A 14,923-nucleotide genomic window follows, 5' to 3' on the forward strand; every position below is an offset into this window, starting at 1 on the left:
TGTTATGATCAAACGTGAAGAGAAAATGTGGAAAAAATGATAAGAAATGATGATTCAATATAAATCATAGAAACGGCTTAGAAATCTGTTAAAGGAGAACGGGAATGAAGAAGTTTTTTGCTTTGCTTCTCCTGCTTGCGATCGGATGGGGCGTTTATTATACCATGCAAGCACAGGAACATGATGAGCCAGTGTCATCAGGTGGGGAAGACGAAAGCGGTTCAAATGATATTTATCGAAATTTTAAAGAACTGGAAGAAAACGAATCAACAAGCAGCTACAACATTACAGCCAACCCAGTGCCCGGCAGCCGCCTTCTTGTGATGTCACCTCATGGCGGGAGGATCGAAGGCGGCGTGAGCGAAATCGTCCATTTTTTTGACAACGATTTTTCGACGTATTTATTTGAAGGTCTAAGAGAGAATGCATCAGAACTTCATATTACAAGTACAAATTTTGATGAGCCAATCGGCGTCGCGCAGGCAAAAGCACATGATTACGTGTTAGCAGTGCATGGATACAAAGGCGAGGAAGGAATTGACCATACTCTCGTCGGCGGAACAGATTACGACCGTGCAGAGAAAATTGTGAGCTCATTAGAGCGGAACGGGTTTTCTGCTGAACTAGCTGTCGCACACGCAACCCTGAGCGGGACAAGCAATCATAATATTAATAATCTTACTAAAACAGGGCAAAGTGTGCAGCTTGAGATTAGCAGAAGTCAGCGTGAAGCTTTATTTGACAGTTTCGACTTTCGGAGGCGGTCGAGTACAAAAAACGAGACGTTCTATCGTTATGTCAGGGCAATTCGCACAGTGCTTGATGAAGAATATACATAAGGGCCGTGCACATGTTAAGACAAGCAGGGGAATTCTTGTTACACTATGAACAGTGATAACAAAAGGAGAGACGGATATGACGCGTCATCATTTTCATCTTCAGGCAAGCTGGCCTGGTCTGCGTAACGATGTGGGTACAATCGCATGTGAACAATTAAAAACAAAGATTTCGATTCCAAAGGAAATGGACGGTCCAGGTATTGGAACCAATCCAGATGAGATGCTCTTAGGTGCAGCGGCTACGTGTTATATCATTACACTTGCAGCCATGATGGAGCGGAGTCAATTAGAGAAAGAGGATCTATCGATGAGCTCTGAAGCTGTCGTAGATGTGACAAATGGTGTGTTTACTTATGAGGAAATCATTCATCGACCTGTCATCATCCTCAAAGAGACCGCTTCCGCACAAGATATTGAGCTGGCCCGAAAGCTTGCGCATAAAGCCGAAAGCTCATGTATGATCTCAAGAGCTGTTCAGGGTAATGTGAACATTTCCTTAGAAGAAACCATTCAAGCCGGCCGTTAAAACAAAAAAGTCATTTTCTCTTGAAATATGGAGAAAATGACTTTTTTTATGACGTCCATTCGGTTTGATCGAGTTGTGCTTCGGTTTCGTTCTTTTGCTTCTTGGACTGATTTAAGACAATCACGCCGCAGATAACAAGTGCAAGGCCAATGAAGCCTTTCGTGCTGATTGTTTCGTTAAACAGGACAAGTCCTACAAGAGCAGTGAGAGCTGTTCCAACACCAGACCATGTTGCATAGGCAGATGAGAGCTCAATGGTTTTAAGTGCTAAACTGAGGAAAGTAAAGGCGCATCCAAATCCGATCAGTACCCCGATACTCGGCAGCAGCTGCGAAAAGCCTTGAGAAAGCTTCAGCATTGTACTGCCAAAAACCTCCGTTAAAATGGCTCCTGTTAAGTAGAGCATTCCTTTCATGCTCTCTCACATCCTTTATGACATATTTAATAGTACGACCCCTGAGACAAGCATCGCCATCCCAATGACTGCTTTTTGGTTCAAGGTTTCTTTGAAAAAGAGCACGCCAAAAATAGCCGTGAGGACCGTACCAACCCCAGACCAAGTTGCATAAGACATGCTAAGCGGAATAATGTTCAGTGTCAATGACAGCATATAAAAAGCAAGTGAATAGCCAGCCACAACGACAGCGCTTGGCTTCCAGCGTGTAAAACCATTAGATAATTTTAACATCGCGGCGCCAATGGCTTCAGAAAAAATGGCCACTGCCAAAAAAAGATATCCGAGGATCATGATCATCCCTCCTCTAATAGGTATCAAATCCGATGAAGTAAAAGGGTTTTTATCCTCTCTTTTCAGCTGTTCGAGCTGAAATATTTCTGAAAACCAGCATGCTCTGCCATCTGATGAAGGGTGAGCTGTCTTAATCATTAGGTGGGGAGCTGCATCAAAATGGCTCTTTTGTGGTTTTAGACATAAAAAAAACACCTACTTTACTGAACAGTCGGTAAAGTAAATGTTAACCCATGAAAAAAGAATGTGTCAATCGATTCATTTTATAAACGGATGTTTTCACTTAAACGTCATATTTAATACCAAGGGTATGGTCCGTACGGCGGGTAAGGAGGCGGGTAAGGGTATCCATAACCATATCCTGGCGCAAGCAGAGATCCAGCAAGCAAGCCTCCAGCAAAACCACCTAAAAATGGAGGTCCAAAGAATCCAGGTCTCCCAAACCCAAATCCGGGTCTCCCAAACCCAAAACCAGGACGTCCAAATCCGAATCCAAAAGGTCTTCTCATGTCTTCTTGAATAAACGGAGGTGCGTCAAAATAATTCATAATAAAAGGCTCCTTTCTCATAAAATCACTGTAACTGACATCAGTGTATTCCAGTTGCCTACATATGTTTGGGTGAACGCCTAATATAAGGAGGAATGTTAGAAATGGGCCTGTATCCATCTGATTGGGCAAAGTGTCCGCCGCATGCTCATGCATATAAAGCACGTACGGATGTAACAGAGGGGCATTATCATTTAATAGAAGGTATTTCTCAGCCTGTGAATGGAAGCAGTACCGACCGGCATACTCATTTTTATCGTGGGATCACCTCCTTTGAAAGAGGGCATTTCCACAGGTACTATGGAATTACAGGACCTGCAATTCCAAGAGTGGATGGAACACATTATCACGAGATCGAGGAAGTCACCTATTCAGCCTATCTCGATTCTGTACCCATCCCATACGGAGGTGTCGTCTATAGTCCAGATGAGAAGCGGCCAACACATAAGCATCGTTTAAAAGGAAAAACATATGAAGTGGTCGGAAATGAACCGCTTGGCTGGTGATGGCCAGGATATAGGAGAGTAAGAAAAGTTATGCTATACTGTAGGCAGTTTTGTAAAAGAGAGTGATGTTATGAATAAAGCGAAGCAGCCAGTAATCGTATTAGTAGGGCCGACGGCTGTCGGCAAAACCAAATTGAGCATTGATATAGCCAAAGCATTTAATGGAGAGATTATCAGCGGGGATTCTATGCAGATTTATAAAGGAATGGACATTGGAACAGCTAAAATCACCCCCGAAGAAATGAATGGCATCCCGCACCATTTAATTGATATTAAACAGCCGGACGAATCCTTTTCGACAGCTGAATTTCAGCAGCTGGTCCGTTCGAAGATCAAAGAGATTGCCGCTAGAGGGAAAACGCCAATGATTGTCGGCGGAACAGGCCTCTATATCCAATCTGTTTTATATGATTACACATTTACGGATGAGAAAAGTGACACTGTTTTTAGAGAAGAAATGGCGCTGTTTGAACAGCAACACGGCGCGATTTTGCTGCACGAAAAGCTAAAGGCAGTAGATCCTGATGCGGCAAATGCTATTCATCCGAATAACGTCCGCCGCGTGATCCGGGCGCTGGAAGTGATCCATACAACAGGTCAGAAAATGTCGGAAATGCAAAACGGGCATCAAGAAGTTCCTCTTTATGATACAGCCTTCATTGGGCTGAAAATGGATCGAGAGCTTTTGTACGAGCGCATTCATCAAAGAATTGATATGATGATAGATGAGGGCTTAATTGAAGAAGTGAGAGCACTTTATCAATCAGGCTTGAAGGATTGTCAGTCTGTTCAAGCCATTGGTTATAAAGAGCTGTATACCTATTTTCAAGGTGACTGCTCACTTGATGAAGCCATCCAGCAATTAAAGCAAAATTCCCGTAGATATGCGAAGCGTCAGTTCACGTGGTTCCGTAATAAAATGGCGGTCACTTGGTTTGATATGACACCACCTTGCCACTTTTCAGACAAAAAAGAGGAAATTTTCGCATATATAGCAGGAAAGCTTGGACTTAAAGCGAAACTGTAGTTATCAGAATCAAGGAGGACGAAACATGAAACCGATTAATATTCAGGAGCAGTTTTTGAATCAGATCCGCAAAGACAATACATTTGTCACAGTATTCTTACTGAATGGCTTTCAGCTTCGCGGTCAAGTGAAGGGATTTGACAATTTCACGGTGCTGCTTGAAACAGAAGGAAAGCAGCAGCTTATTTATAAACACGCCATTTCTACATTTGCACCTCAAAAGAATGTAAATCTGGAATTAGAATAGGATAGGTTGTATTGAATAGCCCCATGCCTCTGCGAATAAACCGGCCGAACCCGCTACGTTTTTTGTCAGTGCAGAGGGGCTATTTTGTATGCAATGAAACTTTTCTGCCAATTTTCCGTATAATTCCTTATTGGATATTAGAAGGGTGAGGGGATTCATATGGAAAATGCAGAGCTTGAATTAAGAAGGATTAGAGTGATCCTCCTTTTGATTGGAATTGTAGTCTTGTTTGGATCGTGTGCTATCTCAAACATTGAAACGAGACAAGAAAGTTGGAATAACCATTCTCATGAAAATGCAGATGGAGTTTTACCATCATCTGCTGCACTAAAAAATAATCACTTTGCTGTTGTGAAAGATGATCAAGTACATGTGTACCGATTTGATGAAAAAGAGGGAAAACTGACTCTCGTTACAACGAAATACATAGATGAATGGGATGAAGAAGAATATGATGATGGTCTTGATGATGAAGAGTAAGCACGTAAATTTACAAATGAATGTGAAGCCGCTACACTATAATCATGCATCAGACATCTAGACAGAAAAGGATGAGTTCATGACACATAAAATTAAAATTAATCATTGGGAACAAACTTGTGAAGACGATTCCTGTTTCGAATATGGAACAAGTGTTTCTGTAAATGGGAAAGAATTAGTGAGAGAAGCTTCAATCGTCTCTGCGCTTGAAGCGGTGCTAAAAGAATTAGGTGTTGAAGTGGAAATTACAGAAGTGTCAGAAGATTTACAGTGCGATGCCTACAAAAAATAAAACAAAAAGTCTAGTCTACTAAGCGATTTTTTTTCGTGTTATGATAGATTTCGGTTTCAGTTGAATAGGGAGTAGAGCAGTCTATTTTTAGATCCTGTTCTGCTCTATTTATTTGAACGTACGAGTTCGGCTATGAAGGTTCGGCCGGGTTGGTTGATTTTTTTCGTTTCGAACATCTATATGTTGTGTTTTGAAAAAACATAGTATACTATATATAGTGAATAGCGAAATGATCAACAATACTAAAAACTAGGTCGTGATGGAATTGATTCAAATCGTATTTGATTCAAAAACAGGAAATGTTCAACGCTTTTTGGACAAGACCCCTTTTACAGACAAACGAAAATTGACTGGAGAAGAGTTTTTGGATACGCCGTTTATTCTCGTCACCTTTACGACAGGATTTGGACAAGTCCCTAGTACCACTCAGTCCTTTTTAGAAAAAAATGCTCACCTTTTACTAGGTGTTGCGGTGAGTGGCAACAAAGTGTGGGGAGATAATTTTGCAAAAAGCGCCGATACGATTTCTAAACAATATCAAGTTCCTATTTTGCACACCTTTGAACTAAGCGGAACAAAAAGGGATGTTGAATTGTTTACACAGGAGGTAGAAAGAATTGTCACAAAATCAGGTTCCAAAGTGGATACAATTAAATAACGAAATTATGATTCAAAAAGAAGGAAAGTTTCAGTTCGATAAGGACAAAGAAGCTGTACATAGTTATTTCGTAGATTACATTAATCAAAACACGGTCTTTTTTCACAATCTAGAAGAGAAGATTGATTACTTAATAGAAAACGACTACTATGAGGAAGAATTTTTAAGACAATACAGCATGGCAGATATTAAAGAAGTCTTTGAAGCTGCGTATGCCAAAAAATTTAGATTCCCATCATTTATGAGTGCATTTAAGTTTTACAATGACTATGCACTGAAAACAAATGATAAAAAGAAAATCCTTGAACGCTATGAAGACCGCATTTCAGTTGTAGCACTTTTCTTTGCGGGTGGGGATAAAGAAAAAGCACTTGAGTTTGTAGAACTGATGATCAATCAAGAGTACCAGCCAAGTACACCAACTTTCTTGAACGCTGGACGTAAAAGACGCGGTGAGCTTGTGAGCTGCTTCTTGCTTGAAGTAAATGACTCACTAAACGATATTTCAAGAGCGATTGATATTTCAATGCAGCTGTCAAAATTAGGCGGCGGCGTGAGTTTGAACCTGTCAAAACTTCGTGCAAAAGGTGAAGCAATCAAAGATGTAGAAAACGCGACAAAAGGTGTCGTCGGCGTGATGAAGCTTCTTGATAATGCATTCAGATATGCAGATCAAATGGGGCAAAGACAAGGATCAGGCAGTGCCTACCTGAATATTTTCCACAGAGATATCAATGATTTCTTAGATACGAAAAAAATCTCTGCCGATGAAGATGTTCGCGTGAAAACACTGTCCATTGGAGTTGTCATCCCGGATAAATTTATCGAGCTTGCTAGAGAAGATAAAACAGCTTACACTTTCTATCCGCACACAGTCTATAAAGAATATGGACAGCATCTTGATGAGATGGACATGGAAGAAATGTATGACGAGCTTGTAGAAAACCCGAAAGTTAAAAAAGAAAAAGTCAATCCGAGAAAGCTTCTTGAAAAATTGGCTGTTCTACGCTCAGAATCAGGCTATCCATATATCATGTTCCAAGATAATGTAAACAGAGAGCATGCTTTGAACCATATTTCACGAGTGAAATTCTCAAACCTTTGCTCAGAAGTGCTTCAGGCGTCAGAGGTTTCTTCTTACACGGACTATGATCAAGAAGATGAAATCGGTCTTGATATTTCTTGTAACCTTGGTTCATTAAATATCATGAATGTCATGAAAAATAAATCGATCGAAAAAACGGTTAAGCTTGCAACAGACTCACTAACGCTTGTGTCTGAAACAACAGACATTCGCAATGCACCGGCTGTTCGAAAAGCGAACAAAGCGATGAAGTCAATTGGACTTGGTGCGATGAACCTTCATGGGTATTTAGCACAAAACCAAATTGCCTATGAAAGTGAAGAAGCAAGAGATTTCGCAAATACGTTCTTTATGATGGTGAACTATTATTCAATTAAACGCTCAAGTGAGCTTGCGAAAGAAAAAGGAGAAACATTCCATCGTTATGAAGGCTCTGGCTATGCAACTGGTGAGTACTTCAATAAATACGTGGAAAATGATTTCACACCAAAAACAGAAAAAGCAGCAGCACTATTTGAAGGCATGCACATTCCAACAAAAGAAGACTGGGCAGCACTCAAAGAATTTGTAGCGGAAAATGGCATGTATCACAGCTATCGTTTATGTATTGCACCAACAGGTTCCATTTCTTATGTTCAATCGGCAACAGCCTCTGTGATGCCAATTATGGAACGTATCGAAGAAAGAACATACGGCAACAGCAAAACCTATTACCCAATGCCAGGTCTATCAGCGCAAAACTGGTTCTTCTATAAAGAAGCGTACGATATGGACATGTTTAAAGTGGTCGATATGATCGCAACGATTCAGCAGCACGTCGATCAAGGAATCAGCTTTACACTATTCCTAAAAGATACGATGACAACGCGTGATTTAAACCGCATCGATCTTTATGCACACCATAAAGGCATTAAGACACTTTATTATGCAAGAACGAAGGATACAGGGCAGGAAGGCTGTCTTTCTTGTGTTGTTTGATTAAAGGAGAGTTTAACGTGACAAAAATTTATGATGCAGCCAACTGGTCAAAACACGAAGACGATTTTACACAAATGTTTTACAACCAAAATGTGAAGCAGTTCTGGCTTCCAGAAGAGATTTCCTTAAACGGAGATCTCTTAACATGGAAATATTTAGGTGAAAAAGAGCGAGATACGTACATGAAGGTACTTGCTGGATTGACTTTACTTGATACAGAACAAGGAAATACAGGGATGCCGATTGTTGCTGAACATGTGGACGGCCATCAGCGTAAAGCTGTACTCAACTTTATGGCAATGATGGAAAATGCGGTGCATGCGAAATCATACTCAAATATCTTCATGACACTCGCACCAACTGAAACGATCAGTGAAGTGTTTGAATGGGTCAAGAAGAATAAATTCCTGCAAAAGAAAGCAGATATGATTGTCAGTTTATACCGTTCGATTCAAAAGGACGATCCTATTTCTCTCTTTAAAGCAATGGTGGCTTCAGTTTATTTAGAAAGCTTCCTATTTTATAGTGGTTTTTACTACCCGCTATATTTCTATGGGCAAGGAAAGCTCATGCAAAGCGGTGAAATCATCAACTTAATTTTGCGTGATGAAGCGATTCATGGTGTGTACGTTGGATTATTAGCACAAGAAATTTACAACAAACAAACACCTGACGTGCAAAAAGAGCTGTATGATTTCTCAATTGACCTCTTGAACGAGCTTTATGAAAATGAACTTCATTACACTGAAGATATTTATGACCAAGTCAATTTATCGCATGATGTGAAAAAGTTCATTCGTTACAATGCCAATAAAGCGTTAATGAACCTTGGATTTGCCCCTTATTTTGAAGAAGAAGAGATTAACCCTATTGTATTGAACGGACTCAATACAAAAACAAAGTCGCATGACTTCTTCTCAATGAAAGGGAACGGCTACAAAAAAGCAACCGTTGAGCCGTTAAAAGATGACGACTTCTTCTTTGGAGATGAATCATAAGGAAAGCGTAAAAGTCAAAACGCATTACTCGTTTTGGCTTTTTGCCATTTCTAACAATGTGTTACATACTGGAGGTTACCGAACATGGGAAAAATGGACGAAATCATTTTAGTTGCACCGCGTACGCGCGTGTTCCAAAATGAAACACTTGCGTTTAATGGTGTGAACAGTGAAGAGAAAACAATCAGCACCATTATGAGAGAAATCGAAGAGCACTTCGAGCAGATGCGAAGAGGCGACGCAGAAGAAAATCCTGACTTCAAGCAGCCGATTCCTTATGTTGTGATTAAGCGTGAGGACGAAGTATATGTATACGAAAGACTTCAAGGCGGAGGAGAGACTCGCTTACATCATAAGTTATCTCTTGGCTTTGGGGGGCATATGAATTTCGTTGAAGGAAAAAACTTTGCTGAGATTCTAAAAGAAAATACGGATCGTGAGCTGGACGAAGAACTTTCAATTCAAGAAGAAGACAAACTTGAAATGAAAACCCTTGGATTAATCAATGACGATGACAACAGTGTCGGCCGTGTGCACATTGGACTGTTATCAGCGCTTGAACTATCTCCTAGTGCTCATGTAGAAGTAAAAGAAACAGATCAAATTTCAGGAAAATGGATGAAAACAGCCGATTTGAAAAAGCCTGAATACTTCGATCGTCTTGAAACATGGTCTCAATTTGTCGTCAATATCCTAGCGTAAATAAATACACAACAAACCGGCTCAGTAGAAGACTTGAGCCGGTTTGTTTCGTTACAACAGCTTAAAATTATTGGAAAACGAATGCGTCATGACCAGCCTGCTTCAATCTTGCGACGAGGTCATCTGCATTTTGCTTTGTACGGAAAGCCCCGGCCTGTACTCGGAACATGCCTCCGTCTAATACAACAAATGCGTCAAAGCCTTTGGATTTAAGTGTGGCTGCTAATTCATCTGCATTGGCTTTCACTTTGAAAGCTCCTGCCTGCACTTTATAAAGATTACTTGCTTTTTTTTTCAATTGAAAGGCTTCTTCTAGACCAGTCGCATGAGCGCGAGCGATGCCTTGAAGGAAGGTTGCGTTGCGGAGCTTATTAGCATCAGCTGTCGTATCAATGAAACCATTCTCTGTTAAAATAGCGGGCATAGAAGTTTCTCGAAGAACGTGGAAGTTCGCAGTTTTCTTGCCGCGGTTAGCAAAATCAACTGAGCGGACAATTTCATCATGAAGGGCGTTGCGATACGTGGTGGTCGGTGCTGAAACGCCAGGATACACATAGCTTTCAAACCCTGTGCCTCCGCCAGCATTAATATGAATAGACACGAAATAGTCAGCTCCCCAGCTGTTTGCTGCATTCGTACGCTGGGACAAAGTGACGGATTGGTCAGTTGAACGACTTAAGCGGACAGAAACCCCATCATATTCACTAATCAAAATGTCTCTCAGTAAAAGCGCGATTTGAAGTGTTATATTTTTCTCCAAAAGTCCATTAGCACTAGCTCCAGAATCTGTTCCTCCGTGGCCAGGATCAATAAAAATTTTCACCATCTATTCATCACCTCGTCTTTATTTTATGAGAAAATAGAAGAATTGCCTGTACAAAATGCGGAAATCATTGAGACTCTTTTCTGCATCATTTGTGATCAAAAAGCTACATTTTTCTAAGAAAAAGCAAATTGTTGGTTTGTCCGCCCAAACGGGATGAATACAATGGAAATAGCACATCATTTCCTGGGAAACCGCACAAATCCCTACAATATTCGGTATCTCGGGTCATTTTGACAGCAAACTTGGGCTTAAGCGGGCGATTGTCACGATTACAGCTCCACCCGAATAGAATAAAGAGAGAAGAGCGAGAGGTGAATACGTTGGAGCGAGCTGTCACATATAAAAACAACGGCCAAATCAATATTATACTTAACGGACAAAAGCAAGTATTGGTTGATGCAGACTCAGAGGCAGAATACCTAGAAGCCTTGCAGAAAAATGAGGCAAAACACAGCATCTTACGGGAAATAGAGCGTGAAATGAACAGCCTTGTCGGTATGGATGAAATGAAACGAAACATAAAAGAGATTTATGCTTGGATTTTTGTTAATCAAAAACGGCAGGAACAAGGGTTAAAGGTAGGGAAACAAGCGCTTCATATGATGTTCAAAGGAAATCCTGGCACAGGGAAAACCACAGTTGCAAGACTTGTCGGGAAGCTTTTCTTTGAAATGAATGTGCTCTCAAAAGGTCATTTAATTGAAGCAGAACGCGGTGATCTTGTTGGAGAGTACATTGGTCATACGGCGCAAAAAACAAGGGATTTAATTAAAAAATCACTAGGTGGTATTTTGTTCATTGACGAAGCCTATTCTCTTGCACGCGGAGGAGAAAAGGATTTTGGAAAAGAGGCGATAGATACCCTTGTGAAACATATGGAGGACAAACAGCACGAATTCATTCTAATTTTAGCTGGCTACTCCAAGGAAATGGATCATTTTCTTTCTTTAAACCCCGGTCTGCAATCAAGATTTCCAATCAACATCAGCTTTCCTGATTATACAGTCGATCAACTCATGGATATTGCTAAACGAATGATGGCGGACAGGGAATATGTTTTTACCCAAGAAGCCGAATGGAAGCTGCGGGATTATTTAATGCACATTAAAAGTACCACAAGCCCGGCAAAATTCAGCAATGGCAGGTTTGTGCGAAACACCATTGAAAAGGCCATACGAACCCAGGCGATGAGACTGCTTCTTGTGGATCATTATGATAAAAAAGATTTGCTAACCATTAAAAGTCACGATCTTCAAATGAAAGAGGATACGCCTTCTTGAAATGGCGTATCCTTTTTATAAAGAGTCACTAAAATAAACCATCCGAATAGTGGTATACGTGTGATCTGTTTGGTATGATGGTACTACTGAAAACTTAAGTACAGAAAGGAAACAACTGACGTTGAATGAACATGAAATGACTGAAAAAGCGATCCTTGTCGGCTGTCAATTGCCGCATGTAACGGATGAACGCTTTCAATACTCAATGGAAGAATTAGCTTCCTTAACCAAAACGGCTGGCGGTGAAGCTGTCAGCGTGATGACGCAGAAGAGAAATAGACAAGACAGCGCAACGTATATCGGTAAAGGGAAAGTAGAAGAACTTGAGGTGCTTTGCGAAGAACTCGAATGTGATGTCATTATTTTTAACGACGAGCTTTCTCCAAGCCAGCTAAAAGCTTTGGCGACTGCTTTAGATGTAAAAATTATTGATCGTACGCAATTGATTTTAGATATCTTTGCAAAAAGAGCACGTACAAGAGAGGGGAAGCTGCAAATAGAGCTTGCCCAGCTTCAGTATGCCCTGCCGAGACTAAGTGGACAAGGGATCAGCCTCTCAAGACAAGGAGGCGGAATTGGCGCAAGAGGTCCAGGTGAAACAAAACTCGAAACAGACAGACGCCATATTCGAAACCGCATTCACGAAATTAACGGGCAGTTATCTGCAGTCAAAGAACACCGAACAAGATACCGGGAACGCCGAAAGAAAAATGGTGTGTTCCAAATTGCCATTGTCGGGTATACGAATGCCGGAAAATCAACTTTGTTTAATCAATTAACAGAAGCAGATAGTCATGAAGAGGATCTGCTGTTTGCGACACTTGACCCAATGACACGTAAGATGACATTAGAATCCGGATACAGTGTGCTCATTTCGGATACAGTTGGGTTTATCCAAGACCTTCCTACAACACTGATCGCTGCATTTCGTTCAACCCTTGAAGAAGTGAAGGAAGCCGATTATTTGCTTCATGTCATCGACTCTTCTAATGAGGATTATGAAGGACACGAACGAACGGTTCATGAGCTTTTAGAAGAATTAGAAGCGGACCGTATTCCGATGCTGACTGTTTATAATAAGGAAGATCAAATCCGACCAGATTTCATCCCATCTTCAAAGCATCGCCACATATTAATCAGTGCTAGACGCAAAGAAGATGTAAAAGGGTTAAAAGCGGATATTATGGCTGAGCTGAAAAAAGCCTTTTTAAAGCCATATCATGTGAAGATTCCAGCGTATGAAGGGAAGCTCATCTCCGCATTAAAATCAGAAACGCTTGTGGAATCACTAGAATTTCAAAAAGAAGCAGAAATTTACGACATCACCGGATTTAGTGGTGAGGATCAGACCATTTTAGGTCAAATCAAGAAGTATATGTTGGAAAGGAATTAAATCAAGATGTTTCACACATTAAAACACGGCAGTATTTTAGAAAAAGCAGCAGCAGAAACAGAACAAGAGATTTTACACGTACATCAGCAAATTGATCAAACGAGCGAACAAAATGAGTGGCGGGTGCTTGAAAGCTATCGAAAGCACAAAGTCAGTGACTCTCACTTTAATCCAACAACTGGATATGGCTACGATGATATGGGGAGAGACACGTTAGAAAAGATTTATGCGGATGTCTTCGGAGGAGAAAGCGGCCTTGTCCGTCCGCAGATCATTTCCGGCACACACGCGATTTCCATTGCTTTATTTGGTGTGCTGAGACCTGGCGATGAATTGATCTACATGACGGGAAAACCATACGACACGCTAGAAGAAATTGTCGGGATTCGCGGGAAAGAAGGGACAGGCTCATTAAAAGACTTCCAGATTGACTACAAAGCCATTGATTTGCTTCAAGATGGATCCGTCGATTACGACAAAGTAAAAGAGTCGATTTCTTCTAAAACAAAAGTGATCGGCATTCAGCGTTCAAAAGGCTATGCGTCGAGGCCATCCTTTACTATAGAAGAAATTGAGCAAATGATTTCATTTGTGAAAGAGATAAATGAAGAAATCATTGTGTTTGTAGACAACTGTTATGGTGAATTTACTGAATTACAAGAGCCGTGTCATGTCGGAGCTGATCTCATGGCCGGTTCACTTATTAAAAACCCAGGCGGAGGCCTTGCCAAAACAGGCGGCTACATCGTTGGAAAAGAAAAATGGGTCGAAGCTTGCTCTTATCGAATGACATCTCCGGGCATCGGCAGTGAAGCGGGTGCATCGCTGTATGCGCTCCAGGAAATGTATCAAGGCTTTTTCTTGGCGCCGCATGTTGTGGCTCAAAGCTTAAAAGGCGCAGTATTTACGGCTCGTTTTCTTGAGAAGCTCGGATTCCAAACAAACCCAGCATGGAATGCGAAAAGAACGGATTTAATTCAATCTGTCGAATTTGGAGATCCTAAAAAAATGATTGCGTTCTGTCAGGCAATCCAGTATGCATCTCCGATTAACAGTCACGTCACTCCACATGCAAGCTATATGCCGGGCTACGAGGATGATGTCATTATGGCAGCGGGCACATTTGTACAAGGAGCCAGTATCGAATTATCAGCCGATGGTCCGATCAGACCGCCTTATACTGCCTACGTGCAAGGCGGTCTCACGTATGCCCATGTGAAAAATGCGATTTGCAGTGCTGTCGATGCCTTATTGGATCAAGGTTTTATTGAAGTGCCTGCTCAATAAAAAAACCATGTTAATATTCCTAACATGGTGTTGACACATAATATAACATGACATATAATAAATTTAAGCAAAGAGGAGGAGACAGTTGAGATGAGTGATAACATTCGCCGCTCAATGCCTTTATTCCCAATTGGGATTGTCATGCAGCTAACAGAATTATCTGCAAGACAAATTCGCTATTATGAGGAAAATGGTTTAGTATTTCCAGCAAGAAGTGATGGAAACCGCCGATTATTTTCTTTTCATGATGTTGATAAATTACTAGAAATTAAAAACCTCATCGAACAAGGTGTAAACATGGCAGGAATCAAAAAGCTTTTTGCCAAAGCTGAGGCAGAAAATCCATCGTCTGATAAAAAGACGGAGGAAAAAACCACAGCTAAGCACAACTTGTCAGATGATGAACTCAGGAAGCTACTGAAGAAGGAACTCATTCAGGCTGGACGTTTCCAACAAGGAACGACCTTTAGGCAGGGGGATATGTCAAGGTTCTTCCGTTAACCA

The 14,923-nt window shown here is 41.0% G+C and carries 19 protein-coding genes; 15 read left to right on the forward strand and 4 right to left on the reverse strand.

The genetic code is table 11. The features are described 5' to 3' along the window. Positions 1-104 precede the first annotated feature (104 nt). Together NST59_RS08435 and NST59_RS08440 are read left to right on the forward strand one after the other, a co-directional pair. Positions 105-839 carry a poly-gamma-glutamate hydrolase family protein gene (locus tag NST59_RS08435; RefSeq protein WP_039178760.1) on the forward strand — a complete coding sequence of 245 codons (735 nt, stop codon included), beginning with the start codon at positions 105-107 and terminating at the stop codon, positions 837-839. Positions 840-915: 76 nt separating this feature from the next. Next, positions 916-1,365, forward strand: a complete 450-nt coding sequence (locus tag NST59_RS08440) for an OsmC family protein (RefSeq protein ID WP_039178763.1) — start codon at positions 916-918, stop codon at positions 1,363-1,365. Between the two features lie 46 nt (positions 1,366-1,411). On the opposite strand, the gene erbB is transcribed toward NST59_RS08440, so the two are convergent. The 3 genes from erbB to NST59_RS08455 form a co-directional block, all read right to left on the reverse strand. Then, on the reverse strand, positions 1,412-1,780 hold the full coding sequence (gene erbB / locus NST59_RS08445) for an SMR family multidrug efflux transporter EbrB (protein ID WP_039178767.1): 369 nt from the start codon (positions 1,778-1,780) through the stop codon (positions 1,412-1,414). A gap of 15 nt (positions 1,781-1,795) precedes the next feature. After that, the gene (gene erbA / locus NST59_RS08450; RefSeq protein ID WP_039178769.1) at positions 1,796-2,113 is read right to left on the reverse strand and encodes an SMR family multidrug efflux transporter EbrA; all 318 of its coding nucleotides are present in this window, start codon (positions 2,111-2,113) and stop codon (positions 1,796-1,798) included. Positions 2,114-2,409: 296 nt separating this feature from the next. After that, complete coding sequence (locus tag NST59_RS08455) at positions 2,410-2,661, reverse strand: hypothetical protein (RefSeq protein WP_041084775.1); 252 nt, start codon at positions 2,659-2,661, stop codon at positions 2,410-2,412. A gap of 104 nt (positions 2,662-2,765) precedes the next feature. Here NST59_RS08455 and NST59_RS08460 point away from each other — a divergent pair, with 104 nt between their 5' ends. The 9 genes from NST59_RS08460 (at position 2,766) to NST59_RS08500 (ending at position 9,633) form a co-directional block, all read left to right on the forward strand. After that, positions 2,766-3,167 carry a YmaF family protein gene (locus NST59_RS08460; RefSeq protein WP_034623557.1) on the forward strand — a complete coding sequence of 134 codons (402 nt, stop codon included), beginning with the start codon at positions 2,766-2,768 and terminating at the stop codon, positions 3,165-3,167. A 70-nt stretch (positions 3,168-3,237) separates the two neighbouring features. Then, the gene (gene miaA, locus NST59_RS08465; RefSeq protein WP_144490511.1) at positions 3,238-4,194 is read left to right on the forward strand and encodes a tRNA (adenosine(37)-N6)-dimethylallyltransferase MiaA; all 957 of its coding nucleotides are present in this window, start codon (positions 3,238-3,240) and stop codon (positions 4,192-4,194) included. Positions 4,195-4,219: 25 nt separating this feature from the next. Beyond that, complete coding sequence (gene hfq / locus NST59_RS08470) at positions 4,220-4,441, forward strand: RNA chaperone Hfq (protein ID WP_024424088.1); 222 nt, start codon at positions 4,220-4,222, stop codon at positions 4,439-4,441. A gap of 159 nt (positions 4,442-4,600) precedes the next feature. Continuing rightward, the gene (locus NST59_RS08475; RefSeq protein ID WP_144490510.1) at positions 4,601-4,921 is read left to right on the forward strand and encodes a YmzC family protein; all 321 of its coding nucleotides are present in this window, start codon (positions 4,601-4,603) and stop codon (positions 4,919-4,921) included. Between the two features lie 79 nt (positions 4,922-5,000). Continuing rightward, positions 5,001-5,213 (forward strand): hypothetical protein, encoded by a 213-nt coding sequence (locus tag NST59_RS08480; protein ID WP_003212415.1) that lies wholly within the window; start codon positions 5,001-5,003, stop codon positions 5,211-5,213. Between the two features lie 265 nt (positions 5,214-5,478). Then, positions 5,479-5,871, forward strand: a complete 393-nt coding sequence (gene nrdI, locus NST59_RS08485; protein ID WP_008360380.1) for a class Ib ribonucleoside-diphosphate reductase assembly flavoprotein NrdI — start codon at positions 5,479-5,481, stop codon at positions 5,869-5,871. Then, entirely contained in the window at positions 5,831-7,933 is a 2,103-nt protein-coding gene (gene nrdE / locus NST59_RS08490) for a class 1b ribonucleoside-diphosphate reductase subunit alpha (RefSeq protein ID WP_034281935.1), read from the forward strand. Before nrdI ends, nrdE begins: the two co-directional genes overlap by 41 nt. A 17-nt stretch (positions 7,934-7,950) precedes the next feature. Further along, complete coding sequence (gene nrdF, locus NST59_RS08495; RefSeq protein ID WP_024424085.1) at positions 7,951-8,931, forward strand: class 1b ribonucleoside-diphosphate reductase subunit beta; 981 nt, start codon at positions 7,951-7,953, stop codon at positions 8,929-8,931. Positions 8,932-9,015: 84 nt separating this feature from the next. After that, on the forward strand, positions 9,016-9,633 hold the full coding sequence (locus NST59_RS08500; protein WP_144490509.1) for a hypothetical protein: 618 nt from the start codon (positions 9,016-9,018) through the stop codon (positions 9,631-9,633). A 67-nt stretch (positions 9,634-9,700) separates the two neighbouring features. Here NST59_RS08500 and NST59_RS08505 read toward each other — a convergent pair whose 3' ends face one another. Beyond that, complete coding sequence (locus NST59_RS08505; RefSeq protein ID WP_047203907.1) at positions 9,701-10,459, reverse strand: N-acetylmuramoyl-L-alanine amidase; 759 nt, start codon at positions 10,457-10,459, stop codon at positions 9,701-9,703. 320 nt (positions 10,460-10,779) lie between these two features. Here NST59_RS08505 and spoVK point away from each other — a divergent pair, with 320 nt between their 5' ends. The 4 genes from spoVK to NST59_RS08525 all read left to right on the forward strand — a co-directional run bounded on the left by spoVK (position 10,780) and on the right by NST59_RS08525 (position 14,920). Beyond that, positions 10,780-11,739, forward strand: coding sequence for a stage V sporulation protein K (spoVK, locus tag NST59_RS08510; RefSeq protein WP_024424083.1), 960 nt, complete (start codon positions 10,780-10,782; stop codon positions 11,737-11,739). Between the two features lie 121 nt (positions 11,740-11,860). Then, positions 11,861-13,132: a GTPase HflX gene (hflX, locus tag NST59_RS08515; protein WP_144490508.1), complete on the forward strand. Its 1,272-nt coding sequence runs from the start codon at positions 11,861-11,863 to the stop codon at positions 13,130-13,132. Positions 13,133-13,138: 6 nt separating this feature from the next. Then, complete coding sequence (locus tag NST59_RS08520) at positions 13,139-14,419, forward strand: methionine gamma-lyase family protein (protein WP_099663279.1); 1,281 nt, start codon at positions 13,139-13,141, stop codon at positions 14,417-14,419. Between the two features lie 90 nt (positions 14,420-14,509). Continuing rightward, entirely contained in the window at positions 14,510-14,920 is a 411-nt protein-coding gene (locus NST59_RS08525; protein ID WP_039178801.1) for a MerR family transcriptional regulator, read from the forward strand. Positions 14,921-14,923 lie beyond the last annotated feature (3 nt).

This window comes from Bacillus sp. FSL R5-0439 (assembly GCF_038008805.1).
Classification (GTDB): Bacteria; Bacillota; Bacilli; order Bacillales; family Bacillaceae; genus Bacillus; species Bacillus safensis.